Source organism: Thioalkalivibrio sp. (genome assembly GCF_041685615.1).
GTDB lineage: Bacteria > Pseudomonadota > Gammaproteobacteria > Ectothiorhodospirales > Ectothiorhodospiraceae > Thioalkalivibrio.
Window position 1 is genome coordinate 21,018 of sequence record NZ_JAWLFK010000007.1, and the last position, 24,227, is coordinate 45,244.

At 66.8% G+C, this 24,227-nt stretch carries 25 protein-coding genes and 1 pseudogene; 8 read left to right on the top strand and 18 right to left on the bottom strand.

Translation table 11 applies throughout. From position 1 onward, the window contains the following. Nucleotides 1–78: 78 nt before the first annotated feature. The 5 genes from ACESLR_RS02500 to rpoE form a co-directional block, all read right to left on the bottom strand. Nucleotides 79–1,503: a DegQ family serine endoprotease gene (locus tag ACESLR_RS02500; RefSeq protein WP_373024896.1), complete on the bottom strand. Its 1,425-nt coding sequence runs from the start codon at nt 1,501–1,503 to the stop codon at nt 79–81. 85 nt (nt 1,504–1,588) lie between these two features. Beyond that, the gene (locus tag ACESLR_RS02505; protein ID WP_373024895.1) at nt 1,589–2,077 is read right to left on the bottom strand and encodes a SoxR reducing system RseC family protein; all 489 of its coding nucleotides are present in this window, start codon (nt 2,075–2,077) and stop codon (nt 1,589–1,591) included. 22 nt (nt 2,078–2,099) lie between these two features. After that, complete coding sequence (locus ACESLR_RS02510) at nt 2,100–3,074, bottom strand: MucB/RseB C-terminal domain-containing protein (protein WP_373024921.1); 975 nt, start codon at nt 3,072–3,074, stop codon at nt 2,100–2,102. Between the two features lie 6 nt (nt 3,075–3,080). Continuing rightward, a complete protein-coding gene (locus ACESLR_RS02515; RefSeq protein WP_373024894.1) occupies nt 3,081–3,650 on the bottom strand; it encodes a sigma-E factor negative regulatory protein in 570 nt (189 codons plus the stop codon). Between the two features lie 11 nt (nt 3,651–3,661). Next, nucleotides 3,662–4,243, bottom strand: a complete 582-nt coding sequence (gene rpoE / locus ACESLR_RS02520; protein WP_024327143.1) for an RNA polymerase sigma factor RpoE — start codon at nt 4,241–4,243, stop codon at nt 3,662–3,664. 144 nt (nt 4,244–4,387) lie between these two features. On the opposite strand from rpoE, the gene nadB reads away from it, so the two are divergent. After that, nucleotides 4,388–6,028: an L-aspartate oxidase gene (gene nadB / locus ACESLR_RS02525; RefSeq protein ID WP_373024893.1), complete on the top strand. Its 1,641-nt coding sequence runs from the start codon at nt 4,388–4,390 to the stop codon at nt 6,026–6,028. A gap of 158 nt (nt 6,029–6,186) precedes the next feature. Here nadB and ACESLR_RS02530 read toward each other — a convergent pair whose 3' ends face one another. The 3 genes from ACESLR_RS02530 to ACESLR_RS02540 are packed head-to-tail and all read right to left on the bottom strand — an operon-like array spanning nt 6,187 to nt 8,622. Then, nucleotides 6,187–6,915 carry a ferredoxin--NADP reductase gene (locus ACESLR_RS02530; protein WP_373024892.1) on the bottom strand — a complete coding sequence of 243 codons (729 nt, stop codon included), beginning with the start codon at nt 6,913–6,915 and terminating at the stop codon, nt 6,187–6,189. Further along, nucleotides 6,912–7,826: a nucleoside triphosphate pyrophosphohydrolase gene (gene mazG, locus ACESLR_RS02535; RefSeq protein WP_373024891.1), complete on the bottom strand. Its 915-nt coding sequence runs from the start codon at nt 7,824–7,826 to the stop codon at nt 6,912–6,914. The genes ACESLR_RS02530 and mazG overlap by 4 nt, the downstream gene beginning before the upstream one ends. 43 nt (nt 7,827–7,869) lie before the next feature. Next, a complete protein-coding gene (locus ACESLR_RS02540) occupies nt 7,870–8,622 on the bottom strand; it encodes an MBL fold metallo-hydrolase (RefSeq protein WP_373024890.1) in 753 nt (250 codons plus the stop codon). Between the two features lie 228 nt (nt 8,623–8,850). Between ACESLR_RS02540 and ACESLR_RS02545 the strand changes: the two genes are divergently transcribed. The 6 genes from ACESLR_RS02545 (at nt 8,851) to lipA (ending at nt 13,596) form a co-directional block, all read left to right on the top strand. Further along, nucleotides 8,851–9,090, top strand: a complete 240-nt coding sequence (locus tag ACESLR_RS02545) for a BolA family protein (RefSeq protein WP_024327148.1) — start codon at nt 8,851–8,853, stop codon at nt 9,088–9,090. 20 nt (nt 9,091–9,110) lie between these two features. Beyond that, entirely contained in the window at nt 9,111–9,515 is a 405-nt protein-coding gene (locus ACESLR_RS02550; RefSeq protein WP_373024889.1) for a hypothetical protein, read from the top strand. Beyond that, entirely contained in the window at nt 9,512–10,066 is a 555-nt protein-coding gene (locus ACESLR_RS02555; RefSeq protein ID WP_373024888.1) for a hypothetical protein, read from the top strand. The genes ACESLR_RS02550 and ACESLR_RS02555 overlap by 4 nt, the downstream gene beginning before the upstream one ends. An 87-nt stretch (nt 10,067–10,153) precedes the next feature. Then, entirely contained in the window at nt 10,154–11,365 is a 1,212-nt protein-coding gene (locus ACESLR_RS02560) for an HDOD domain-containing protein (RefSeq protein WP_373024887.1), read from the top strand. A gap of 6 nt (nt 11,366–11,371) precedes the next feature. Continuing rightward, on the top strand, nt 11,372–12,577 hold the full coding sequence (locus ACESLR_RS02565; protein ID WP_373024886.1) for an HDOD domain-containing protein: 1,206 nt from the start codon (nt 11,372–11,374) through the stop codon (nt 12,575–12,577). Between the two features lie 62 nt (nt 12,578–12,639). After that, nucleotides 12,640–13,596 carry a lipoyl synthase gene (gene lipA, locus ACESLR_RS02570; RefSeq protein WP_373024885.1) on the top strand — a complete coding sequence of 319 codons (957 nt, stop codon included), beginning with the start codon at nt 12,640–12,642 and terminating at the stop codon, nt 13,594–13,596. Between the two features lie 334 nt (nt 13,597–13,930). Here the strand turns inward: lipA and ACESLR_RS02575 are convergent. From ACESLR_RS02575 to ppa, 10 genes and pseudogenes are all read right to left on the bottom strand, one after another. Next, nucleotides 13,931–14,134, bottom strand: a pseudogene (locus tag ACESLR_RS02575) (hypothetical protein). 358 nt (nt 14,135–14,492) lie between these two features. Next, entirely contained in the window at nt 14,493–15,203 is a 711-nt protein-coding gene (gene lipB, locus ACESLR_RS02580) for a lipoyl(octanoyl) transferase LipB (protein ID WP_373024362.1), read from the bottom strand. Next, nucleotides 15,200–15,463: a YbeD family protein gene (locus ACESLR_RS02585; protein WP_373024361.1), complete on the bottom strand. Its 264-nt coding sequence runs from the start codon at nt 15,461–15,463 to the stop codon at nt 15,200–15,202. Before ACESLR_RS02585 ends, lipB begins: the two co-directional genes overlap by 4 nt. Then, a complete protein-coding gene (locus tag ACESLR_RS02590) occupies nt 15,460–16,347 on the bottom strand; it encodes a D-amino acid aminotransferase (RefSeq protein WP_373024360.1) in 888 nt (295 codons plus the stop codon). Before ACESLR_RS02590 ends, ACESLR_RS02585 begins: the two co-directional genes overlap by 4 nt. Before the next feature lie 14 nt (nt 16,348–16,361). Further along, nucleotides 16,362–17,618, bottom strand: a complete 1,257-nt coding sequence (locus ACESLR_RS02595; protein WP_373024359.1) for a D-alanyl-D-alanine carboxypeptidase family protein — start codon at nt 17,616–17,618, stop codon at nt 16,362–16,364. Between the two features lie 82 nt (nt 17,619–17,700). Further along, nucleotides 17,701–18,693: a septal ring lytic transglycosylase RlpA family protein gene (locus ACESLR_RS02600; RefSeq protein ID WP_373024358.1), complete on the bottom strand. Its 993-nt coding sequence runs from the start codon at nt 18,691–18,693 to the stop codon at nt 17,701–17,703. Further along, the gene (gene mltB, locus ACESLR_RS02605; protein ID WP_373024356.1) at nt 18,650–19,681 is read right to left on the bottom strand and encodes a lytic murein transglycosylase B; all 1,032 of its coding nucleotides are present in this window, start codon (nt 19,679–19,681) and stop codon (nt 18,650–18,652) included. The genes ACESLR_RS02600 and mltB overlap by 44 nt, the downstream gene beginning before the upstream one ends. Then, on the bottom strand, nt 19,678–20,796 hold the full coding sequence (gene rodA, locus ACESLR_RS02610; RefSeq protein ID WP_373024355.1) for a rod shape-determining protein RodA: 1,119 nt from the start codon (nt 20,794–20,796) through the stop codon (nt 19,678–19,680). Before rodA ends, mltB begins: the two co-directional genes overlap by 4 nt. Beyond that, the gene (gene mrdA, locus ACESLR_RS02615) at nt 20,793–22,670 is read right to left on the bottom strand and encodes a penicillin-binding protein 2 (protein ID WP_373024353.1); all 1,878 of its coding nucleotides are present in this window, start codon (nt 22,668–22,670) and stop codon (nt 20,793–20,795) included. The genes rodA and mrdA overlap by 4 nt, the downstream gene beginning before the upstream one ends. Nucleotides 22,671–22,783: 113 nt before the next feature. Then, nucleotides 22,784–23,320 (bottom strand): inorganic diphosphatase, encoded by a 537-nt coding sequence (gene ppa, locus ACESLR_RS02620; RefSeq protein WP_373024352.1) that lies wholly within the window; start codon nt 23,318–23,320, stop codon nt 22,784–22,786. Nucleotides 23,321–23,583: 263 nt separating this feature from the next. Here ppa and ACESLR_RS02625 point away from each other — a divergent pair, with 263 nt between their 5' ends. Beyond that, entirely contained in the window at nt 23,584–24,225 is a 642-nt protein-coding gene (locus ACESLR_RS02625; protein ID WP_373024351.1) for an adenylate kinase, read from the top strand. The last annotated feature ends 2 nt before the right edge of the window (nt 24,226–24,227 follow it).

A 24,227-nucleotide genomic window follows, 5' to 3' on the forward strand; every position in this document is an offset into this window, starting at 1 on the left:
CAATCGGGAGGGCTGCCGACCGGGTCGACAGCCCTCCCTCTCCATGTCGGCCCCGGAGCCGGAGCTCCGGCGACGGTTTCAGTCCCGCGGGATGCGCAGGGCGATATAGGTCGGATTGTCGCCGCGGTAGACCAGCACCGGCACCGTGCGCCGGTCGCCGACATTGGCGATCAACTCTTCCAGCGTTTCCGCCGAGTCGACCGCGTGGCCGCCGAACTGCACGATCACGTCGCCAGGACGCACCCCGGCGGAGCGCGCAGGATTGTCGACAACCTCCTGCACCACCAGCCCCGCATCCACGTCCAGGTCCGCGGCACGTTTGGCGTCCAGCGGCTCCAGGACCATGCCCAGCAGGCTTTGCGATTCGGTCCGCTCCGGCGCCTGCTGCTGCGACCCGCCACGCTGCGCAGAGATGTCTTCGGGCAGGCGTTCGATCTCGACCGTAATGGTGCGGGTCTCGTCACCCCGGCGCACCTCGACCTCGGCCTCGGTACCGACCGGCGTACGGCCCACGATGGGCGGCAGCGCGGAGGAGTTGGGCACCTCGATGCCGTTGAAGGACAGGATCACGTCACCGGTCTCGAAGCCGGCCTTCTCCGCCGGGCTGTCGGCCTGCACACGGGCCACCAGCGCACCCGTGGGCTTCTCCATACCGAAGGAGTCGGCCAGTTCGCGCGTCACTTCCTGGATCAGCACGCCCAGCCAGCCGCGCTGCACCTCGCCGTGTTCGCGCAACTGCTGCACCACATCTTCCACCATCTCGATGGGCACGGCGAAGGACAGCCCCATGAAGCCACCCGTGCGACTGTAGATCTGGGCGTTGATACCGATTACCTCGCCGTCGAGGTTCAACAGCGGCCCACCGGAGTTGCCGGGGTTGATCGCCACATCGGTCTGGATGAACGGGACATAGTTCTCGGTCGGCAGGTTGCGACCCTTGGCACTCACGATGCCGGCCGTTACCGAGTGATCGAAGCCGAACGGCGAACCGATCGCCAGCACCCATTCGCCGACCTTCAGGTCGGACGACGAGCCCAGCTTCAGTGTCGGCAGGTCCTCGGCGTCGATCTTCAGTAGCGCCACGTCGCTTTGCGGATCCTTGCCGACGATTTCGGCGTCAAACACGCGACGGTCGGACAAGTGCACCACGACCTCGGAAGCCCCGTCCACCACATGGTTCGCGGTTACGATGTAGCCATCCTCGGTGTAGATGAAGCCAGAACCCAGCGAATTGCGCTGGAAGGTCTCGGGGGCCGGCCGGCCCTCGCCGCCCGGGGCTCCGAAGAAGCGTTCGAACAGGTCCTCGAAGGGCGAGCCCTCGAAATCCGGCATCTGGCTGCGATGCGGATTTTCGCGCTCGCGGGTGGTGGCAATATTCACCACCGCCGGGCTGTGTTCCTCGGCCAACGGCACGAAGTCCGGCAGCATGCGCGCCGAGGCCGGTAGCGACAGAGCCAGGAAGGTCAGGGCCACCAGTGCCCATTGCATCGGTTTCGTCATCATCATCCAACCCGCATTGGGACGTCGTAAGTTCATGGGTCTAGAAAGCCGGTCCCGCCCACAAGTTCCCGCGGACAGGTGCACCCTGTCAGGGACGCGGCGAGACCACGGACGCGGTCGGGTCGCGTACCCCCGCGGCCGGGTGGCGCGCCAGCAGCACCGGGGCCAGATCCGGGGCCCGGCGACGCAGCCAGACACGCACGACGAAAAGGCCCGCAGTGAAGCCCGCAACACCGGCAAGCAGGTGCGCGCCCTCCCAGAGGCCGGGCGCGACCAGCATCAACAGGGCCGGCGCCGCCACCAGCCCGGCCAGCGGGAACAGGTACATCGCCAGCGCTCCCGACACCAGGGCCTGATCACGGATGCCCAGGGTCACAGTATCCCCCGGCTGCAGCGTCCCCGGGTGGCCGATGGACACCTCCACCGCCTTGCGCCCGAGGACTTCGGAAAGTACCCCGCTGCCGCAGCCGGTGCGGGCCGAGCAACTGCCGCAGGTGGACTGGCGTTCGATGCGCACGCGCGCGGTGTGGCCCTCGACCGAAAGCACGGTGCCCTGTTCGCGAATCCAGTCACTCATGCGTGCGCGCCGCTATCCTTCCTCAATGGCCGGAGTGGTACACGACCGCGTCCAGCACAGCCTGCACCGTGGCACGCGGGACATCGCCCACTGCGGTCACCTGGTGTCCCGCGATTGAACGGGCGGCGCCATGGGTCGCACCAGCGCGGGTGGTGCCCTCGAACATCTGCTCACCGCTGGTCTTTTCGATATACACCGAAACCGAAGCGAGCCCGTCGCTCAGCACGAAGTGGCGCATGTGGGTTTCATTCTCCCCCACCCGGCGTTCGGTCGCGGCGATTGCGGTGAAGCCGTCCGGAAGATCTCCGAAGCCCCAGCCGTCCATGCCGGTCTGTTCGTCCCACTCCGGCTTCTTGTGACCATGATCGGCCCGCACCTCGATCCGCTCGACATCCTCGCGGGTGGGCTCGAGGGCCGCCTCCGCGACTTCCTCCAACCGTTCAAGGTCGGTGAAGGCCAAACGCTCCAGCAGCTTGCCGTGTCCGTCGTACAGCTCGCTCAGCAGCGGGATCGCGGTGGCCACGTGCAGGCAGTAGCGATGGCTGTAGCGCAGAGTGTCACGGGCACGCGCCAGCATCATGCGGCAGTCGAGACCGGCCACGCGATCTGCGCCCATATCCTTTAGTTCATAGTGGTCATGATGCTCCAGCAGGAATACCGGGGCACCGGCCGGCCAGTGCGGGGCCTCCCCGGCTACCGCGCGAGCACCCTTGAGGGCACTCCGCCGGTCGACGGAACGCAGGATCTCGCGCGGGGCGCCGGTCAGGGTTTCGAGGCGTTCGCGATAGCCGCCATTCTCGGCGGCATGCACCACGCGAATCGCATCCAGCAGGCCATCGCGCTGGAGCACAAAGGTACCCTGATAGCTTTCCGAATGCAGGCTGCCGGTCATGCGCTGCAGCCAGTCGGCGGGGGACTGCTCCCCCGCCAGGGCCGGCAACGAAAGGCAGCAGAACGCGGTGGCGGCAACCAGGGCGAACGGCAGGCCGCGGCGCATCACGCGTTACTCGTCACTCACCGAATAACGAACCTGACCCAAGGCGGCGGATCCCGGCCCGGTCAGCTCCGCGTGGTTCTCGAGATAGCGCGCAAAGCGCGGATCCAGCCCTTCGTGCTCGGCGGCCGGAGCGTCGCCACCGGTGGTGCTCGCAGGTTGCACGCCGTCCGCGACCTGCGCAGGGGCAGTGGTCTCGCTACTGGCGACCGGAGCGGTCTCCGGAGTGTCCGACTCGGGGCCCATCATCTGCATCCCGACCAAGGTGACCATCGCGACCGCGGCGGCCACCCCGGTCCCGGCCACCGGCTTCAGCCAGCGTGGCTGGGCCGGCTTCTGCGACACCGCCAGTGGCGCCTCGTCGGCCAGGGCCGCGTGGATGCCGTCCATGAAATTCGCGGGGGCGGTGCGGCGCATCCCGCCGCGCAGACTGTCGCCGATCAAGTGATAGCGTTCCCAGCGGGCGCGGTCCTCATCGGACCTCACCAGTTCGTCCGTCAGGCGACGTGTCTCGAAGTCATCCGTTTCTCCGTCCACCAGGGCCGACAGACGTTCATTCTTGGAGACTTGTTCTTTCATGGCGCTACTCGTCAGTTGTCGTCTAACAATGGACGCAAGGTCCGGTCGATGGCCTCGCGGGCCCGGAAGATGCGCGACCGGACGGTGCCGATCGGGCATCCCATCGTCTGCGCAATTTCCTCGTAGCTCAGTCCTTCGATCTCGCGCAGCGTAATGGCCATCCGAAGGTCGTCGGGCAGTTCCTCGATGGTGCGACGCACCGCCCCTTCAATCTCTTCGGACAACAGCTCCCCCTCCGGGGTTGCACTGTCCTTCAGGGCGGAGTCACCGCCCATCTGTTCCGCGTCCTGCGCATCGACCTCGGCCTCGGGCCGACGCCGTCCCTGGGAGACAAGGTGGTTCTTGGCCGTGTTGATGGCGATCCGGTAGAGCCACGTATAGAACGCACTCTCGCCGCGAAAGTTCGCCAGCCCCTTGTAGGCCTTGATAAAGGCCTCCTGGGCCACGTCCAGGGCAGCTGCATGGTCATGGACATAGCGCCCGACCAGATTGACGATCTTGTGCTGGTATTTCAGCACGAGAATGTCGAAAGCCGCCTTGTCGCCCTTCTGAACTCGCTTGACCAGGGCCTCGTCGGAAGCCTTCTCGCTCATGCGGGGACTCCCGCCAGCCCACCGGTCTCCGGTAATCTATGGTGCATGGACCGCCTGACTCGCATTAAGTTCGCTTTGCGCACAACACTGTTGCGCAAGGGCCACATTTTGCTCTGGCAACAAGCGCAGCACGTTACCTGACCCATGGGGACAGTACAACAACCGCGCCTGACGGACGTCCTCGTGATCGGAAGCGGCGCGGCGGGGCTCTCCGCAGCCCTCCATCTGGCCCCGCATCGGCGCGTCACCGTGATCAGCAAGGGCCCGGTGGACGAGGGCTCAACCCGCTATGCCCAGGGCGGCATCTCGGCCGTCCTCGACCGGACCGACTCGTTTGACGCCCACATCCAGGACACCCTGGACGCCGGCGCCGGCCTGTGCGATCCGGACGCCGTGCGTCGCACCGTGGCGGCCGGCCCCGAGGCGATCCACTGGCTGCTGAATCTCGGGGTGCCATTCACCCGCGAGCCACTGGAGGGGCGCAGCCGTCTGCACCTAACCCGTGAGGGTGGGCACAGCGCGCGCCGAGTCGCTCACGCCGCGGACGCCACCGGCCGGGCCATCGAGGAGGCGCTGGTCCGCAATGCCTCGGGCCTGGGCAGCATCGAGGTTTTCGAGCGCCACGTGGCCGTGGACCTGATCACCCAGGCGGTGGACGGCACACGCCGCGTGGTGGGGGCCTACGTGCAGGACGCCCGGACCCGCGAGGTGGAGACGATCCTCGCCCCGACCGTGATCCTCGCCACCGGCGGGGCCAGCAAGGTCTATCTCTACAGCTCCAATCCCGACGGCTCCACCGGCGACGGCATCGCCATGGCCTGGCGCGCCGGCTGCCGCATCGCGAACATGGAGTTCATGCAGTTCCACCCGACCTGCCTGTTTCATCCAAGGGCCAAGTCGTTCCTGATTTCCGAGGCGGTGCGCGGCGAGGGCGGGCTCTTGCTCCTGCCCGATGGCGAACGCTTCATGCCGCGCTTCGACGAGCGTGCAGAACTGGCCCCACGCGACATCGTCGCCCGTGCGGTCGACCACGAGATGAAGCGTCTCGGCATCGACCACGTGAATCTCGACATCAGCCACAAGCCGGCCGAGTTCATTCGCGAGCACTTCCCCACCATTCTCGAGCGCTGCCTGGAATTCGGCTTCGACATGACGCGCGAGCCGCTTCCCGTGGTGCCGGCAGCGCACTACACCTGTGGCGGCATCATGGTGAACCATTTCGGCCAGACCGACCTGCCGGGGCTCTACGCCGCCGGCGAGGTCTCCTATACGGGACTGCACGGCGCCAACCGCATGGCCAGCAATTCGCTCCTCGAGTGCCTGGTCTATGCCAGTGCGGCGGCCGATCACATCCTCTCGCAGACCGACCTGCCCGCCCCCGAACGGCTGCCAGTGCCGCCGGCCTGGGATGAATCCCGGGTCACCGAATCACAGGAAGAGGTGGTCGTCGCCCACGACTGGGACGAACTGCGCCGGCTGATGTGGGACTACGTGGGGATCGTGCGCGCCCGCGAGCGCCTGCACCGCGCCGAGCGGCGCATCCGCATCCTGCAGGAGGAGATCCACGAGTATTACAGCCACTTCCGCATCTCCCCGGACCTGCTGGAGTTGCGCAACCTCGCCATGGTTGCGGAGATCATCGTGAAGAGCGCCCTGTCGCGCAAGGAGAGCCGCGGACTGCACTTCATCCGCGACTACCCGGACACCGACCCGGCCCTGGACGGCCAGCCGACCATCCTTTCCCCCGAAAACGCCCTGCGCCCGGGCGACACCCGCCGCCCTTAGGGAAACACTGATTCTGCAGGGTCGTGATCGCGGCCCCGTCAGTGCGAAGAGCACCGCGATGAAGCAACCTCCCAACGCTGGCAGTGCGCCGGGATCAGGTGGTTAATCGATACCGATTAGACGTTGCATTCGCCCTGCGGGCCAAGTGTGTAGCCGCGTCACCACCACTTTTCATATTTCAGCTGCGCCTCGGGAATGCCCCATTCCGCCAGCAGGGTGGCCATATCCTCGATGAACTCGCGCGAGCCACAGAAATAGAACAGTGCATCGCGAGGCAGATCGAGCGATTCCAGCAGCCGATGGCTGATGCGCCCGGTATGTCCCAGCCAGTCCTCGGCCTCGCGCGTAACCGTCAGGCTGACGTCGATATTCGGTGCCTCCGCCATCGCCCCCAGCTCCTGCGGGAAAAGCACCTCGTCCTGGTGCGCGACGCTGTACACCAGATGGGCGTAGACCTCGGGCATATCGGCGTGGATCGCGCGCAGGATGCCGAACAGCGGCGTCACGCCGATGCCGGCGCCCAGGAGCACGACATTTCTTGCCATGCCGGGCTCGAAGAAGAAGCTGCCCTGCCCCGGGGTGATGTACACAGTGTCGCCTTCCTGCGCGACCGCGTGCAGGTGATGCGTCGCGTGATGGTGGTCGGCGTACTTGATGGCCAGTTGCAGGCGACCGTCCGCACGCGGCGCGGAAACCACCGAGTAGCCCCCGACGAAGGGCTTGCCTTCGGGCTGCGGGATCACCAGGTCCAGCCACTGCCCCGCCTTGCTGGTAAAGCGCTGCGGATCCGCCGCGAGGGTGAATACCTTGATCAGCGGCGTAACCTGCTCGATCGTCTCGATCCGGGCCGGCAGGAAATGATCGGGCAGTTCGACGGCATCGGTCATGTCGGGTCCTTGGTATCGAAGTCGTTCCGGGCAGCGCGCTCGCAGCGCCGCGCCTCTTGGTAAAGGGCCTCCTGGTCGGAGAAATCCAACGTGTCCAGGCTCGCGCCGCGGGCGACGGCCAGGGCCTCCATGCGGCGGAAGCGGGCCTCGAACTTGCGCGTGCTGCCGCGTAGCGCGCCTTCCGGATCCACGCCCAGGTGGCGCGCCCAGTTGCTCACGGCAAACAGCACATCGCCGACCTCCTCGGCGACACGCTCGGGCGGCTCGCCCTGGTCCACGGCCTCCTGCACCTCGGCCAACTCCTCGTGGATCTTGTCGACCACCGGCGCCGGGTCGTCCCAGTCGAAGCCCAGCCGGGCGGCACGACGCTGGCTCTTGACCGCCCGCGACAGGGCCGGCAGGGCCAGCGGGATATCGTCCATGGCGCTGGTCTGGGCGCGATCGGCACGCTCCCGTGCCTTGTCCGCCTCCCAGGCCGCCTCGCGCGCCGCATCCGAGGCGTGCTCGACATCCGCAAACACGTGCGGATGCCGGCGCACCAGCTTGTCGCCGATGGCGCTCGCAACATCGTCCAGATCGAAGCGACCCGACTCCTCGGCAATGCGGGCCTGGAACACCACCTGAAACAGCAGGTCTCCCAGCTCGTCGCGCTGCTCGCGGGTATCCACGTCCGAACCCTGGTCGCGGGCGATCACCTCGGCCAGCTCATAGGCCTCTTCCAGGGTGAACGGCACAATCGTGCCGGCGGTCTGCGCCCGGTCCCAGGCACAGCCCGACTCGGAATCGCGCAGCCGTGCCATGATCGCCCGCAGGCGATCGAGCGGCCTCGGCTCGTCAACGGGTGTGTGTTCGGTCATCGCGGGAGTGTACGGGGTCCGGCAGGCGGTAAAAACCGCCCACCGGATCAACATTCGGAACCGGTGGCTCCTGGCGGGGCCACCGGGCGGGGTCGGACTACCCCTGCTGATCGGTTTCGCAGAGGCGCTTCTTTTCGTCCGGCAGGTTGTCGGGGCAGATTCCGCAACCCTCGTTGCCGGGCAGGGCCCAGTCGATCTTCTTCGGATATGGCAGGTCCATCTCGTCCATGATCTTGACGAACTCCGCCTCCGCCTTGCCCTTGCCCAGGCGCGGGTTGCGCATCTTCTCCTGACCGATGGTGGTGATCTGGCGCTCCTCGTAATCGTGCGCGGGATACACCAGGGTCTCGTCCGGGAGGGTGAAGAACTTGTCGTGGATCGAGTGATAGAGCGTCTTGGCATCCCCCGACTGGAAGTCAGTGCGGCCGCAGGCCTCGATCAGCAGCGCGTCGCCGGAGAACAGCATCTTCAGGCCCACGTGGTCCATCAGATACGCGTGGTGCGCATCGGTGTGCCCCGGGGTGTAGAGCGGGTTGACCACCAGGTTCCCCACCTGGAAGGGCTCGCCCTCTCGCAGGCCGAAGTCGCGACAGGGGAGTTCGTCCATCGCCGGCCCCCCCAGCTTGCAGCCGGTCTTCTCGCGCAGCATCCGTGCGCCGGTGATATGGTCGGCGTGGATGTGGGTCTCGATCACGTAGTCGAGGCTCAGCCCCATCTCCTGCAGCACGCGCAGGTCACGGTCGACCGTCTCGATAACCGGGTCGATCAGGGCCGTCTTCCCGGTATCCGGGCAACTCAGCAGGTAGGTGTAGGTGGACGACTCGTCCTCGAACAGTTGCTTGAAGATCATTGCCTTTGCCTCCATGGCCCGGCGGGCCGGTCGATGATGACCTGATGCTAGCGAGCCGGTTCGGGTCAAACCAAACCACCCCGACTTTCCATGCAGGTGTTCCGATGTGAGCCCCGCACCGGGGTACGAGTTCCGCGTGTGGGGGCACTTCATGTCGGGCCTGGCGCCCGGCTATCATCCGCGACTGACATTCGCACTCATCATCCGCACGCAATCGGGGGACACATCATGGAAGCCAGCCAAGTGGCCGAACTCATCCGCGCCGGCCTGCCGGAGGCCGAAAAGGTCGAGGTCACCGGCGGCGAGGGCAAATTCGAGGCCCTGGTCGTCAGCCCGCAGTTCGCCGGCATGAACGCGGTCAAGAAGCACCAGACCGTCTACGCCACCGTGCGCGATCAGATCGACTCCGGCGAGGTGCACGCCCTGTCCATTCGTGCCTTCACCCCCGAGGAGGCACCGGGCGCCTGAGGCGCCCGCTTCGCGCGCCGATGCTGTCGCCCAAGGGCCGCGAGGAGATCGAACGCCTGCTGGAGGGCGGTCTGGTCCATGACTGGGGCGAGGCCGAAACCACGCTGCGCAATGTCACGCGCATGCTGCTGACCACCCGTCCGGACCTCCTGCGCCTGTACTTTACCCACGAGGCTTGGGAAGAGATCACCGCCTGGCCGCAGAAGAAAGCCGCCAACGCCATCATCGCGGCCCTGCGCACCGGGGTGGTGGACACCCTGGGACGCCCGGCCATCGCCAACCGCGAGCAGGCCCGGTTCTACCTGCTGTGCTTCCAGGACGATCTCGCCGAGCGCGTTGACGCCTGGTGCCGCGAACACCCCGACGAGTGTCCGCGCCGGAGCCGCAAGCACACCACCGCCCTGCCCGGCCGCCACGACGCATGAGTCCCTCGGGCATCCAGACCTGCGGCGATCCCGCCCTGCAGGCCCACCTGGCGAACCTGCTCGCGCGCTACGGCCTGCGTCTGGTGCCACACCCGGCCCGGTCCCCGCTGCCCGGCAGCTGGTGGGGCGAACCCGAGGCCGGAATCATCGGCCACGAGGTGCACGTGCGCCCCGACACCCCGATTCATTCGGCCCTGCACGAGGCCGCGCACGTCATCTGCATGGATGCCGCGCGCCGCGCCATCCTGCACACCAACGCCGGCGGCGACGATCTCGAGGAATGCGGGGTGTGCTATCTGCAGATCCTGCTGGCGGACGAACTTCCCGGCGTCGGCCGTGAGCGGCTGATGCAGGACATGGATGCCTGGGGCTACAGCTTCCGCCTCGGCAGCACTGCCGTCTGGTTCGGCGAAGACGCGGCCGATGCGCGCCGCTTCCTGCAGGTCCATGACCTGATCAACGCCGACGACCGGCCGCGTTTTGCCTGCCGCGGGGCCGTGTCGCCGGTTCCCGTGGCGCAATCGGATGCTACACTGGCGCCATTCGAATAGCCCGCGCATGCGCGCACTTGCCGCTGCTCACCACCCGCGGCAGCGGCGCGGGAATGGATTGGCACAGCACGGATCGGGAACCACCCCATGGATAGCACCAGCATTGACGCCCTGCTGCAGGACCTGGATCTGACCTCCAGCCTGTCGGAGCAGGCCCGCGGTGAACTGGCCTCGGCCTGCCAGGCCCGGGAGCTGGACGCCGGGCGGCGCTTGCGCCCCCAGGAGGTCGAGGACCGTTACTTGTTTCTGCTGAGTGGACAGCTGGTGCGGGTGAGCGGCGGCGCCCCGGCCCGCATCACACTGGACGCGGCCGATCCCGACAGCCCCCTGCAGATGTTCGACCACAACATTGGCCCGCAGGATTTCCTGATCACCGAGCAGCCCTGCCGGATACTGGAGATCCCGACGTCTGCACTGGAGAAGGCCCACAGCGCCTCGCTGGTCGTGCACGACACCGATCTGGACGACACCGAGGGGGCCTTCTTCGGCGAGCTGTACGACCTGATCACCAGCAACCGCCTGGAACTGCCGACCATGCCGGAGATCGCCCTGCGCATCCAGGAACTGACCAACGACCCCGACGCGGACCTGGACAAGCTGACCGAAGTCATCCAGCGCGACGGGACCATCGCCGGCGCCCTGCTGCACGCCACCAACAGCCCTCTTTTCCGCGCCGCCAAGCAAATCCAGTCGGTCCGCGACGCGGTCAACCGCCTGGGCTTTCGCAACACCCGCATGCTGGCGATGAACATGGCCCTGCGCCAGGCCTTCAAGGCCAAGCATGCCTCCACCCGCTACGCGATGGAGGCGAGCTGGAAACACGGCGCCCTGCAGTCCGCCTACAGCTATCTGATCGCCGACTCGCTGAAGCTCCTGGACCGCGAACGGGCCCTGCTGGCCGGGCTGGTCGCCGGCATCGGCGCGGTCCCGATCGTCCAGTTCGTGGAGCTGCGCGAGGATCACCCCGACACCGAACGCGTGCAGTCGCTGGTGCGGCGTCTGCGCAACCTGGCCGGCGTCCTGGTCATCAACTACTGGGATCTTGGCGGCGACCTGGTCACCGTCGCCGAACACGCAGGGGACTGGGGCTATCGTGCACCCGAGCCCGATTACGCCAGCATTGCCCTAGTCGCCGAATGGGCCGCCCGCCGTGCCGAGGGCGAGACCGTGCCCGATGCCGCGGAGGTCGCCGCGTTTGCCACCCTCGGCATCACGCCCCCGGCGACGGGCGAACCGATCGCCTTCCTCGAAGAGCGCGCCGATGACCTCGCGGAACTCCGCGCCATGTTCAACGTCTAGATCGCGGTGATCGAGGAACGCCTTCCCCAGCTGCGCCCGTTCGCCGAACTCAGCGAGCGCGCCCGCAACAAGCTGCTGCAGCACGCCCGCACCATGACGGTGGACCCGGGCTTCAAGCTGCATGCGCGCGACGAATCCCGCAGCATGATCTTCCTGCTGGAGGGCCGCATGATCCTCGCCAGCGGCCGCAACTCGGTCATGCTGAAAGGCGACTCCAGCGAGGCCCTCAATCCGCTGTTCGACACCCACGACTACCATAGCCACGCGATTGCGGCGACACGCGCGACGCTGGCGATGCTGGACCGCAAGGTCTTTGAGACCCTAGTGGACGGCGGCGGACAGGAGAGCGTCGAGGTCAGCGAGATCGAGTTGTCCGACCTCGAGGGCGAGTTGTTCAGCAGCATCTATACCCATGCCTATTCGGGGGAGCTGGCCCTGCCCCAGCTACCCGAGGTCGCGCTGCACCTGCAGCAGGCCCTGAAGGACCCGGATCTCTCCATCGCCGGCGCGACCCGCATCATCGAGGAAGACCCGAGTGTCGCCGGACGCCTGCTGAGCGTGGCCAACAGCCCGGCCATGGGCAGCCGCCGCGAGGTCGCCCGCCTACAGGACGCGGTCGCCCGCTTGGGCCTGGAACGCACCCGCCAGCTGGTGATGGCCCTGGCCATGCACCAGGTCTTCATCGATCGCGACAGTCCCTACCATGACCTGCTGGAGCGCCTGTGGCGCCGCTCCGCCCGCATCGCGGCCATCAGCTGCGTCCTGGCCGACCAGAGCGAGGCGATCGACCCGCAGACTGCCCTGCTCGCCGGCCTGCTGCATCGAGTGGGGGCCCTGCCCGTGATCGCCGAGATCGCCCGCACCCACCCGGGACGCACACCCGAAGATGTCGAGCGCGTACTATTCCGCCTGGAAGGCCTGATCGGGGAACTGGTTGCCCGACAATGGGATCTGGCTTCCGATATCATAAACGCCATTCGCGATTCCGGCGGTCCGGAAAGCCCCGAGGCCCCGGTCCTGACGGACATCGTGCGGATCGCCCGCGCCGCATGCCCGCGGGATGCCGAGGACGACCCGCTCGCCGACCGCATCCCGCTCGCCGACCTGCGGGCCGTGGAACGGCTCGGCTTCGTCCTCGACGAGGACGGCAGTCTGCCGGCCATCGAGACCGCACAACAGGAAGTCGAGGCATTGATCCGTCAGGTCGCCTGACCCGGTGCCGCCCCACGCCGGCCGACTGCATCCCGGCCGCCAGAGAGATTCAGGGAAGTTCCATGGACACTCGCACCCGCCCCCAGCCCGGAGAGAAACAGCGCGCCGCCGACAAGGTCGCCCGCATCCCGGTCAAGATCAATCCGACCGAGCGCCCGCAGCGCAAGCCCAAGTGGATTCGCGCGCAGAGCCAGGCACGCCCCGAGGTTCAGCGCATCAAGGGCATCCTGCGCGAGCAGAAACTGCACACCGTCTGCGAAGAGGCCAGCTGCCCCAACCTGGGTGAATGCTTCGCGCACGGCACCGCCACCTTCATGATCATGGGCGACATCTGTACCCGACGCTGCCCGTTCTGCGACGTCGCCCACGGGCGCCCGGAGGCGCTGGATACGGACGAGCCTCGGCACCTGGCCGAAACCATCCAGGCGCTCGGCCTCAACTACGTGGTCATCACCTCGGTGGACCGCGACGACTTGCGTGACGGCGGCGCCGGGCACTTCGTCGACTGCATCCGCGAAGTGCGCACTCTCAACCCGAAGACGAAGATCGAGATCCTCGTGCCGGACTTTCGCGGCCGCATGGACCGCGCGCTGGAGATCATGCACCAGGCCCCGCCGGACGTATTCAACCACAACCTCGAAACCGTCCCGCGACTGTACCGCGAGGCGCGCCCGGGCGCTGACTATGCCTGGTCGCTGGAGCTGCTTCGCCAGTTCCGCGAGCAACACCCGGGCGTGCCGACCAAGTCCGGCCTGATGCTGGGCCTTGGCGAAACCCGCGAGGAGCTGCTGGAGGTCCTGCAGGATCTGCGCGATCACGGCTGCGACATGCTAACCTTGGGCCAGTACCTGCAGCCCTCGCGTCACCATCTGCCGGTCACGCGGTTCCTGTCACCCGAGGAGTTTGACGAGCTGGGCGTGCGCGCCCGCGAGATGGGCTTCAAGCAGGTCGCCAGCGGACCGATGGTCCGCTCGTCGTACCACGCCGATCTCCAGGCCCAGGGCCTCGAAACCGCCTGACCCGTCCCGGGTGCCTTGCCGCGGCAACGCGTCCGGTGCGGCCTGGCTGCTCCGAACGTTCACGTGTCGTACCAGCGCAGCCCGTAGCTAGAGCGGCTTGAAAACCGGTTGTTTGCAAGGCCTCGCGCCACCGCCTGCCTGGTCGTGGCTGGCCCCGGTTCATCCTCTGGTGTTTACGGTGGCTCCGGTCCGCATACTGCCCGGCGCTGACTCGCCAGCGCGCCCCGAGGCACTTTCTTGCTTGCCCAAGAAAGGACCCAAAGAAGGGCACCCGGATTCCGCCCGGGAACCTTGCTCCAGGGCCCTCGGGCCGGCGGCGCTGAACTCGCTTCGCTCAGACATCCATCGCCTTCTTCCGCCCGAGCGCCCTTCCGCAAGGGGCTCCATACGGGAGGCGAAGGTCAAAACAGAAGGTATCCCTACGCCACGACACCACAAAGGCTCTGCCGCCCGAAAGCCCCCGGCGCCCGCTTGCGGGCGCGGCACGCAACGGCCAAAGGCCAAGCCTGCCCAAGATGGCCGAAGACCTCGCCCTCATCCACTGGCAATAACGCCGGGACAGCCGTTGTCTTGACCTCCCTCCCCGTTGTCGTCGCGCCGAGTGGAGAGGCTTTTCGCGGGAGAAAAGGCACTGGATGTCTGAGCGGAGCCGAAGGCGCAGCGAGTTCAGCGCCGCCCGCGAAAAGCCTCGGAGCGAGGGAAACCCCGGCCCGCACAGCGGGCCGGGGTCGCGGCAGTCGGGCGTGTTTCTTGGGTACTTCCTTGCACGAGCAAAGAAGTACCTCGCGGTGCGCTCGCGAGAGAGCGCGTGGCAGGCGGCCGAGCGAAGGCTCGTAAACACCAGATGATCAACCGGGGCCAGCCACAACCCAGCCTTAGGAAGGCCAGGCGACGTGTTACGGCGCCGGGCTGCGGCCCAATGCCTGCACGCGCACCAGTTCAGCGGGCAACGCCGCCTCGTGCCGAAGCGCGACATCCCCCCCCCCGAATAGCAGCACGACGAGATTCGCCAGGAGCGCGTCGCGAACGCGGTCGATCGCGACCGGCCCGCCCAGAAGCGCCCGCATGGAAGTAGTCGCCAGGCCCGCATAGCCACAGGGGTTGATGCGCGCAAACGGCGCCAGCACCGGCGCCACGTTCAGGGCAAGGCCATGGATACTGCGGGCATGCCGCACCCGCAAGCCGAGTGCCGCAATCTTTGCGTGCCCGACATAGACGCCGGGTGCATTCGTCCGGCGTTCGGCCTCGATACCCCATCGGGCAAGCGTATCGATGATGGCCTGTTCCAGGCACTCGACCAGACGGCGCACGCCAATCCCGAGGCGCCTGAGATCCAGCAGGGTGTAGACGATCAGCTGGCCGGGCCCGTGATAGGTGATCTGCCCGCCGCGGTCGATCGCTACCACCGGAACAGCAGCGGGATCCAGAAGGTGTTCCGGGCGGCCATTGCGCCCCTGCGTGAAGACCGGGGGATGCTGCACGCACCACAGGGCATCGGGAGCATCGGCCGCACGCTCGCGCCCATGCAGCTGCATCGCCTGCCACACCGGAACGTAGGGCTGCAGCCCCAGCTCGCGCACCTCGACCCGCGCCGGGGCCGGCGTCACAGGATCATGCGCACCCGGTCGCAACGGCCAAGGGAGCGGTAGAAGGCGTCCAGCTGTTCCTGGCTGGTCGCGGTAAAGGTGATGGTGATGCCGACGAAACGACCGGCGCGCGAGGCGCGCTGTTCGATCACTGCGTCGTCGGCATCCAGGTGCTCCGCCACGCAGCCCTCGACTGCCTCCATCAGTTCCGGGTGCGCGTCGCCCATTACCTTCACCGGGAACCGGCAGGGAAACTCGATCAGCGTCTCGCGGTCGCTCATGCGGCACCTCCAGACTGCATGGGTTCGCTCACCTGAGCGCCTGGCTTGGCGGCCTGGTAGGCCGCGTGCACGGCCTGCCAGGCCGGTCCGGGTCGGCCGGCACCCACAGCGCGGTCGTCCAGGCGCGTGACCGGAAGGATCTCGCGCGTCGAACTGGTGAGCCAGATCTCTCTCGCCCGGGCCAGCTCGTCCGCGCTGATCCCGCGCTCTTCCACCGGGTAGCCCAGCTCGCGCGCGAGTTCGAGCACCCGCCAGCGGGTAATCCCCGGCAACACCGAGGCGTCCAGTGGCGGCGTGATGACCCGCCCGTCGAGGACCACGAAGACATTGCTCGCCGCACCCTCGGTCAGCTTCCCGTCGCGCAACAGCACGGCCTCGACGGCACCTCGCTCCATCGCATCCTGGCGGTTCAGCACGTTGGCCAGCAGCGTGGTCGCCTTGATGTCACAGCGTTCCCAGCGACGATCCTCGGCCGTCACCGCCGCCACCCCCTCCACGCGCACAGCCTCCGGCAGGGGGCGAATCGGGTTCGCCATCGCCAGGACGGTCGGCTGCGCATCCGCGGGGAAGGCATGATCGCGCGGGGCCACGCCACGCGTCACCTGCAGGTAGATGCCCAGGTCCGGGGTGGCGGGATCGGCATTGCGCGCCAGCAGATCCTTCAGCAGCGCAGTCCACTCCCCGGGCGCAAACGGGTCCGGGATGCGTATGGCCTCGAGGGACCGCCTCAATCGCTCGAGATGTTCGGGCAGCAGGAAGAACTCGCCGGCGTAACTGGGAATCACCTCGTACACCGAGTCCCCGAACAGGAAGCCCCGGTCCAGCGGCGAGATCCGAACCTCGTCCAGCGGCAGGTACTCCCCGTTGAAATAGGCAATGCTCATGATCGGTACGCGGTTCAGAACGGCCAGGCCGCCTGGATACCAAGGGCCGCGCCGTCCCACAGGCGCCGGACAAGACCGCCCTCTTCCACCGGCTGCAACGCGACCAGCGGCTGGGTCCGTACCACCTCGCCGTTCAGCCGCACCACGACTTCGCCCACCGGCTCGCCCGCGGCAAACGGCGCCTCCAACGGTTGGTTCACTTCCATCGACGCGTCCAGATCGTCCTCGCGCCCCGGCGGGACCATTACCCAGAAGTCCTCGGCCAGCCCGACGGCCACCTCGGTCTGTGCCCCGCGATAGACCCGCGGAGTCCCCAGTTCGTCCCCGCCATCAAACAGCTTGCGTGTCGCGGTAAATCGCATGCCCCAGTTCACCAGTGCCTGCGATTCGTTGGCGCGACGGGTGCCGCCCTGCTGGTGGTCGGACGCCTCGATGCCCATGACCACGGCCACCAGACGGCGGTCGTTACGCTTGGCCGAGGAGACCAGATTGTAGCCGGCATTCGAGGTCCAGCCGGTCTTCAGGCCGTCGAATCCGGCATCGCGCCAAAGCAGCATGTTGCGGTTGCTCTGCGAGATGTCGTTGTACTCGAACGAGCGTTCACTGTAGTAGCCATAGAGATCGGGGAAGTCCCGGATGAGCGCCCGCGCGAGTAGCGCCATGTCCTGCGCGGTGGTGTACTGCTCCTCGGATGGCAAACCGTGCGGGTTGGCAAAGTAGGACTGGCGCATCCCCAGTTCGCGGGCCTGGGCATTCATCATGTCGACGAATGCCCCTTCGGAGCCGGCGACATGCTCGGCCAGGGCGGTCGAGGCGTCGTTACCGGACTGGACGATCATCCCGCGGAGCAGATCCTCGACGGCTACCTCCTCGCCGACCTCGATAAACATGCGCGACGCCCCACGCATGCCGGTACGCCAGGCGCGCTCGCTGACGGAGACCATGTCGTCCAGCGCCATGCGGCCGTCGGTAATCTCGCCGAAGACCACGTAGGCCGTCATCAGCTTGGTCAGGCTTGCCGGCTCGCGTTCCACGATCGGTTCGCGGCTGGCCAGCATCAAGCCGGAGTCGAAGTCCATCAGTGCATAGCTTGCCGCCGTCACGTCCGAGGGCGGGCTCGGGATGCCGCCGGGCACGCTCGCACCCTCGCCGGCCACCGGCAGGTCCGACACCTGCGCGTGCGCCGGAACAAGCGCCACCACGAGCACCAGGATCACCGGCAGACAGACCGCCAGAAGCGGCAGGAACGGGGTGCGGACGGACAAATTCATGATTGGGAAGGACCTCCTGAAGGACCGGACTACGATAGCAGAATCAGGGCCCGGAACGGGCCGGGAGAGCACGGAACGAATGCTACGGCGCGTCGTTGACCACGCGATAATCCACATGCGCCGCGCCCTGCAGACGATCGGTAGTCGTGCGGACGGCCTCGCCATCGGCCAGCGGACCGATACGCACGCGGTGCAGGTCCGCGCCGTTGTCCCGCTCGACGCTCGAGATTCGCACCGACTCGAACCCGAGTGCGCGCAAATCCTCACGCACCTGCTCGGCGGAGTACCGATCGGCGAACGCCCCCACCTGGACAAAACGCCCGGACCCACTCGCCTCGCCATTGCCTGCGTCCGTGTCCTTCGGGGCGTCCTGCGGATCGGCTGCGGCGCGCGTCTGCGGGGCCGCGCCCTCTTCGAGCGGTTCCGGCTCCGGTGCCGCCGCGACACGGGAAGAGGTGCTATCACTCGGCCCAACCGCGCGGATGCGCACCCGCGCGACCCCGGTATCCGTCATGTCGATGCGATGGGCAGCGGCGTACGAGAGATCAATGATGCGCCCGTCCACGAAGGGCCCGCGATCATTGACCCGCACCACGACCTGCTTCCCATTATCCCGGTTGGTCACCTCGACGTAGCTCGGCAGCGGCAGGGACTTGTGCGCGGCGGTCATCGAGTACATGTCATAGGGCTCGCCGCTGGAGGTTCGCCGACCGTGAAACTTGGTCCCGTACCACGAGGCAACCCCCTCCTCCTCGAACCGGTCACTGGTCTCGAGGGTGCGATACCGCTGACCGAAGACCTCGTACTCGGGTGGATTGCCATAGCGACTCGGGGGCTCGTCCCGCGGCTCCGGTTCCGGAAGGAGCGCGAGGTCCTGTGGCACGTGCGTGGGGTCGGGGTAGCTGTCGTCCGCGGCATCGCCCAGCGGGCGATCCGGGTCGGCCTCGCGGTCGGGGGTGGACGAACAGCCCGCCAGGACCAGCGCCAGCAAGGCCGCGAACGCAGCACCTACCGCATGTGCCCGGCGCCGGTTAATCGACCAGGGCCTCGGCCAGTTCGTGCGCGGCCATCGCATACAGCGGGCTCCGGTTGTAACGGGTGATCACATAGAAATTCGGATACCCGAGATAGTACTCGTAGCCGTCATCGCCCTCGAGCCGGATAAATGAATACTCGCCGCCCTCGTCCACGGCCTCGTCCGGGTAGATCCCGTGTTCGGCCAGCTCGTCGAGGTCGAAGCGGGCCTGATAGTTGCGGCTGACCAGTTCCTCGTGGGCATCGCCTTCGACGCGGGCCTTCGCCACTACCGGCTCGCCGTGGTTCCAGTGGTGCTCGCGAAAATAGTTGGCGACCGAGCCGATCGTGTCCGGCCAGGAGTTCAGCAGATCGCGCTGACCGGACCCGTCGAAGTCCACCGCATAATGGCGATAGCTCGACGAGATGAACTGGCCACGCCCCATGGCTCCGGCGTAGGAGCCACGCGTCTCGCGCGGATCGAGGCCTTCCTCGTCTACGAGCGTCAGGAACTCGCCCAGCTCGCGACGGAAGAAGTCGGACCGCGGCGGGTAGTCGAAGCCCAGGGTGGCCAAGGCATCGAACACGCGAAAGCCCCCGGTGTTGCGGCCATAGTAGGTCTCGATCCCGATGATCGCGGCAATGATCTTGGGGTCCACGTCAAAGCGGTCCTCGGCGCGCTGGAACCATCGGTCATGTTCCTGCATGAACTCGCGGCCCCGTTCGATGCGCTCGTCGGTGATGAAGATCGGCCGGTAGTCCTTCCATGGCCGCGCCTCGGCCGGGCTGGAAATCAGGTCGAGGATGCGCTGCTGCGGGTCGGCCGCAGAAAACATCGCCTCCAGCGCCTCGCGGTCACGGCCCGCGGCGACCTGCTCGTCGATGAAGGACTGAACCTCGTCGCGCTCGAGATATGGCGAATCACCGGCGCGGAAGTCGCTTTCCGCCGCCACCGGGACGGACGTGGCCGCCAGGGAAACGGCCAGCCCGACGGACAACAGGAGCGGACGGGCGAGGCGGGCCCACACGGGGCGCAGGGTCACGGTCATCGATTCACCAGGCGTTTCTGGGAGGCTATGCTCATGAGAATACCGAAGGCGACCATCAGGGTCACCAGCGAAGTTCCCCCGTAACTGACGAGGGGCAGCGGCACGCCGACCACCGGCAGCAGCCCGGTCACCATGCCGATATTGACCACCATGTAGACCGCAAAGGTCAGGCTGATACTCCCGCCCAGCAGCCGGGCATAACGGTCCTGCGCCAGCGCGGCGATCCACAGCCCGCGGGCGACAATCGCAAAATACAGCAGCAGGAGCAGCGCGACACCAATAAAGCCGAATTCCTCGGCGTAGACCGCAAAAATGAAGTCGGTGGAACGCTCCGGCAGAAACTCCAGCTGCGACTGGGTGCCGTTCAGCCAGCCCTTGCCGTAAAGCCCGCCGGAGCCGATCGCGATCTTGGACTGGATAATGTGGTAGCCCGCCCCGAGTGGATCGGATTCCGGGTTGAACAGTGTCAGTACCCGCTGACGCTGGTAATCGAGCATCTGCGACCACAGGACGGGAATGGCAGCCGCGACGGCTACCCCGAGCCCGAGGAACCAGCGCCAGCCCAGCCCCGCGAGGAAGACCACCAGAAATCCCGCCGCCCCCACCAGCATCGAGGTCCCGAGATCCGGCTGCTGCATGATCAGGTACACCGGCACCAGGATCAGCGCCGCGGTCGCCACAAGGTCCCGGAAGCGCGGACGCCCGTTGCGCAACGACAGGTACCAGGCCACCATCATCGGAACGGCGAGCTTCATGACCTCAGAGGGCTGGAAGCGCATGAAGCCGAGATCCAGCCAGCGCTGGGCGCCCTTGCCGACATCGCCGACCCACATCACCGCCAGCAACAGCAGTACCCCGGCCACGAACAGCCACGGCGAGATGGCGCGCAGGGCGTGCACGGATACCTGCGCTATCAGCAGCATCGCCGCCAGACCCAGGCCGATGCGCATCAACTGGCGTTCCAGCGCGATCACGTTCTCGCCCGTGGCGCTGAACAACACCGCCAGACCCAGCAACAGCAGGATGGAAAGCAACACCAGCAACACGCTGTCCAGGCGCAGGCTGCGCAGGGCCCACTGGCTAATGGACATTTCCCGTCCGGTCACGCTGATCATTCGTTCTCCGGGACTTCGAGGGTCATACCGGACCCCTCCAAGAGATAGGCATCCATCACCTCGCGGGCCACGGGCGCGGCGACCCGGCCCCCGGAGCCCCCGTGCTCGACCAGCACGGCGACCGCGATGCGCGGGTCCTCGGCCGGGGCGTAGCCCACGAACAGTGCGTGGTCCCACAGGCGCTGGGCCAGCTCCTCTTCGTCGTACTCCTCGTCCTCGCCCAGGCCGAACACCTGCGAGGTGCCGGTCTTGCCGGCAATGGTGTATTCCGGACGGGTACTACCCACGCTGCCCCAGGCGGTCCCGTGGCGGGCGTTGACTGCCTCCACCATCGCGCCATGGATCGCGTCCCAGTGCTTCCCGTCCACCGTTACCGGCTCGCGATTCACGGGAAGGGGATATTCCGGCTCGCCACGCCCGTTGTCCATGGCACGCAGCAGATGCGGCTGGTAGCGCTCGCCCCGCGCGGCCAGGGCTGCGGTGAAATCGGCCATCTGCAGGGGTGTGGACAGCATGTAGCCCTGGCCGATGGCGGTGATCAGTGTCTCGCCGGGGAACCACACCTCGTCGTGCGTGGCCCGCTTCCAGTCGCGACTGGGCAGGATGCCTGCTCGTTCGCCGGTTGAATCGATGCCGGTCCGCTGGCCGATCCCGAAGGCCCCAAGGATGGGAACCATGCGATCGATGCCCATGGTGTGGGCGAGGTCGTAGAAATAGACGTCCGAGGACACCGCAATGGCCCGCGACAGGTCCACCCGGCCATGACCCTCGCGACGCCAGTCGCGATAGCGCCGCTCGTGCCCAGGGATCTGGAAGTACCCTCGGGCGAACATCTCGCGGTCAGCGGTGGTGACGTCCTCGTTCAGGGCGGCGAGTCCGACCAGTGGCTTGATCGTCGAGCCCGGCGGGTACTGGCCACTCAACGCGCGGTTGAAGAGCGGTCGACGCTTGTTATCGCGCACTGCGGAAAAGTCGGCCTGCGAGATCCCGTGGACAAAGGCCTCGGGATCGAAACCCGGGGCGCTGACCAGCGCCAGCACCTCGCCGTTGTTGGGGTCAATGGCCACGATGGCGCCATCCCGCCCGGCCAGCGCGCGGTAGGCGGCCTGCTGCAGGCTCACGTCCAGAGTCAGGGTCAGATTCGTGCCGGGTTGCGGCGGGGTCACCGAGAGTTCGCGGATCACCCGCCCCTGAGCATTCACCTCCACCTGGCGGTAACCCGGCCGACCGTGCAGCAACTCCTCGTAATAGCGTTCGACACCGCCCTTGCCGGTATGCGAGGTACCGGCGTAGGCCCGCCCGTCCAGACGCTGCAGGTCCTGCTGGTTGATACGCCCGACGTAGCCGACCGCGTGCGAGAACTTGGAGCCCAGAGGATAGAAGCGCAGCGGCCGCGCCTCGATCTCAACGCCTGGAAGTTCGTGCCGCGAGACCGCGATTCGCGCGACCGTCTCGTCGTCCAGACCGGCCTTCAGCAGCACTGGCTGGAACGGACGCCGCTGCCGAACGCCCCGGCGGAAGCGTTCGATATCCGCCTCGCTCAGCTCCAAGTAGCCACGGAGCCGGGTCAGCAGGGAATCCAGATCCCCGGCCTGCTCCACCGTGACCTCCAGCTGGTAGGAAGCACGATTGCCTGCCAGCAGGATGCCGTTGCGGTCCCGGATCACGCCCCGGGTCGGGGCGATCGGCTCCACCCGCAGGCGGTTGTTCTCCGACAGCGTGGTGAAATGCGAATGCGCGCCGACCTGCAGGCCCGACAACCGCCAGCCAAGCGCCAGCAGGATCGCCGCCAGAATCACCAGTGCCAGCAGGATCCGGACCACGAAGCGCTCGCGATCCTGCTGTTCCTCGCCATAGGCGTCGCGTTCGGCCATGTCAGCGGGTCACGCCGCCACGACCCGGCCGGTCGCCCGCCCGCACGAAAGCCGAACCGCCCCGCTGGGACGGCCCGGCGCTTGCCGATCGCTGCATGCAGCGGGTTGCGGCGTCAGATCTTGCTCTTCTGGTAACGCTTGTAGCTGGCAACAATCTCCGCCTTGGCTTCCTCGGCGCCAACCCAGCCTTCGACCCTGACCCACTTGCCCTTCTCCAGCTCCTTGTAGCGCTCGAAGAAGTGCTTGATCGAGTCGAGCAATTCCGGCGGCACGTCTTCCGGGCCCTGGAATCTCGCGGACTGGGTGCAAAGCTTGTCGACCGGCACCGCAAGGATCTTCGCGTCCACGCCGGCCTCGTCAGTCATCTTCAGCATGCCAATCGGGCGCGAGCGCACGACCGAGCCCGGCAGAAGCGGCACCGGGGTAATCACCAGCACGTCCACCGGGTCGTCGTCTTCCGACTCTGTGTTCGGGATGAATCCATAGTTGCACGGATAGAACATCGCGACCGCCATGAAGCGGTCGACCACCAGGGCGCCGCTGTCCTTGTCCATCTCGTACTTGACGGGCTGGCCCTGTGTGGGGATCTCGATCACCACGTTGATGTCGTTGGGGAGATCCCTGCCGGCTTCGATCTGGTTAAGGTCCATGCTTGAGTAGTTTCCGATTGCTTTGGAGAGCGGGGGATTATACAGGGGAGAGCACCCGCAATGGCACCCGTTTTCCGACAACCCCGGAGAATGTGGATGAACGTCGGCGGTTGCGGCGCATCCGCCTCAAGCGGTATAAGACCGCGCTCGGGAAACGGTTTGTGTCCGTCTGCTGCAACCCGTTCACCAAGACCATTCACCGCGCCGCTCGATACCCGGCTTGTGCTGCGGTTCGGCGACGCAACGGGCAGCAGGAGTCAATCATGCGAATTGTCCTGATGGGCGCGCCGGGGTCCGGCAAGGGCACTCAGGCCAAGAAGATGGTCGCCACCTTCGGCATTCCCCAGATCTCCACCGGCGACCTGCTGCGCGCCGCGGTCGCCGCCCAGACCGAACTCGGGAAGAAAGCCGAGAACGCAATGGAATCCGGCAATCTGGTGCCGGATGACCTGGTCCTGGGCCTGATCCGCGACCGCCTGCAGGAACCCGATGCGCAGAAGGGCTTCATCCTCGATGGCTTCCCGCGCAATGTCGCCCAGGCCGAGGCCCTGGACACCATGCTGGCCGACATCGAGTCGCCACTGGACCGCGCCATCCAGATTGACGTCCCGTTCGAGGAACTCAAACAGCGCCTCACCGGCCGCCTCGCCTGCGGGGATTGTGGCGCGGTGTTCAACACGCATACCTTCCCGCCGCAAAAAGAGGGCGTATGCGACCTGTGCGGCGGCGAACTGATCCACCGGTCGGACGACAACGAAGAGACCGTGGTCAACCGCCTGAAGGTGTACGAGGAGCAAACCCAGCCGCTGATCGAATACTACGATCACCGCGGCCTGCTCAAGCATATCAACGGCACCCGCGACATCGAGCTGATCTTCGACGAGATCCGCCAGTTGCTGTCCTGAAC

What these genes read in the sequence shown, in the direction of transcription:
- lipA (WP_373024885.1), top strand. Translation starts at nt 12,640, where the DNA reads ATGGACACTCGCACCCGCCCCCAGCCCGGAGAGAAACAGCGCGCCGCC.
- ACESLR_RS02515 (WP_373024894.1), bottom strand. Translation starts at nt 3,650, where the DNA reads ATGAAAGAACAAGTCTCCAAGAATGAACGTCTGTCGGCCCTGGTGGAC.
- ACESLR_RS02530 (WP_373024892.1), bottom strand. Translation starts at nt 6,915, where the DNA reads ATGACCGATGCCGTCGAACTGCCCGATCATTTCCTGCCGGCCCGGATC.
- ACESLR_RS02590 (WP_373024360.1), bottom strand. Translation starts at nt 16,347, where the DNA reads ATGAGCATTGCCTATTTCAACGGGGAGTACCTGCCGCTGGACGAGGTT.
- ACESLR_RS02625 (WP_373024351.1), top strand. Translation starts at nt 23,584, where the DNA reads ATGCGAATTGTCCTGATGGGCGCGCCGGGGTCCGGCAAGGGCACTCAG.
- mltB (WP_373024356.1), bottom strand. Translation starts at nt 19,681, where the DNA reads ATGACCGTGACCCTGCGCCCCGTGTGGGCCCGCCTCGCCCGTCCGCTC.
- ACESLR_RS02595 (WP_373024359.1), bottom strand. Translation starts at nt 17,618, where the DNA reads ATGAATTTGTCCGTCCGCACCCCGTTCCTGCCGCTTCTGGCGGTCTGT.
- ACESLR_RS02585 (WP_373024361.1), bottom strand. Translation starts at nt 15,463, where the DNA reads ATGAGCGACCGCGAGACGCTGATCGAGTTTCCCTGCCGGTTCCCGGTG.
- rodA (WP_373024355.1), bottom strand. Translation starts at nt 20,796, where the DNA reads ATGATCAGCGTGACCGGACGGGAAATGTCCATTAGCCAGTGGGCCCTG.
- ACESLR_RS02510 (WP_373024921.1), bottom strand. Translation starts at nt 3,074, where the DNA reads ATGCGCCGCGGCCTGCCGTTCGCCCTGGTTGCCGCCACCGCGTTCTGC.
- mrdA (WP_373024353.1), bottom strand. Translation starts at nt 22,670, where the DNA reads ATGGCCGAACGCGACGCCTATGGCGAGGAACAGCAGGATCGCGAGCGC.
- ACESLR_RS02600 (WP_373024358.1), bottom strand. Translation starts at nt 18,693, where the DNA reads ATGCGATGGCCGCGCACGAACTGGCCGAGGCCCTGGTCGATTAACCGG.
- nadB (WP_373024893.1), top strand. Translation starts at nt 4,388, where the DNA reads ATGGGGACAGTACAACAACCGCGCCTGACGGACGTCCTCGTGATCGGA.
- ACESLR_RS02545 (WP_024327148.1), top strand. Translation starts at nt 8,851, where the DNA reads ATGGAAGCCAGCCAAGTGGCCGAACTCATCCGCGCCGGCCTGCCGGAG.
- mazG (WP_373024891.1), bottom strand. Translation starts at nt 7,826, where the DNA reads ATGTTGATCCGGTGGGCGGTTTTTACCGCCTGCCGGACCCCGTACACT.
- ppa (WP_373024352.1), bottom strand. Translation starts at nt 23,320, where the DNA reads ATGGACCTTAACCAGATCGAAGCCGGCAGGGATCTCCCCAACGACATC.
- rpoE (WP_024327143.1), bottom strand. Translation starts at nt 4,243, where the DNA reads ATGAGCGAGAAGGCTTCCGACGAGGCCCTGGTCAAGCGAGTTCAGAAG.
- ACESLR_RS02560 (WP_373024887.1), top strand. Translation starts at nt 10,154, where the DNA reads ATGGATAGCACCAGCATTGACGCCCTGCTGCAGGACCTGGATCTGACC.
- ACESLR_RS02505 (WP_373024895.1), bottom strand. Translation starts at nt 2,077, where the DNA reads ATGAGTGACTGGATTCGCGAACAGGGCACCGTGCTTTCGGTCGAGGGC.
- ACESLR_RS02540 (WP_373024890.1), bottom strand. Translation starts at nt 8,622, where the DNA reads ATGATCTTCAAGCAACTGTTCGAGGACGAGTCGTCCACCTACACCTAC.
- ACESLR_RS02555 (WP_373024888.1), top strand. Translation starts at nt 9,512, where the DNA reads ATGAGTCCCTCGGGCATCCAGACCTGCGGCGATCCCGCCCTGCAGGCC.
- ACESLR_RS02500 (WP_373024896.1), bottom strand. Translation starts at nt 1,503, where the DNA reads ATGATGACGAAACCGATGCAATGGGCACTGGTGGCCCTGACCTTCCTG.
- ACESLR_RS02550 (WP_373024889.1), top strand. Translation starts at nt 9,111, where the DNA reads ATGCTGTCGCCCAAGGGCCGCGAGGAGATCGAACGCCTGCTGGAGGGC.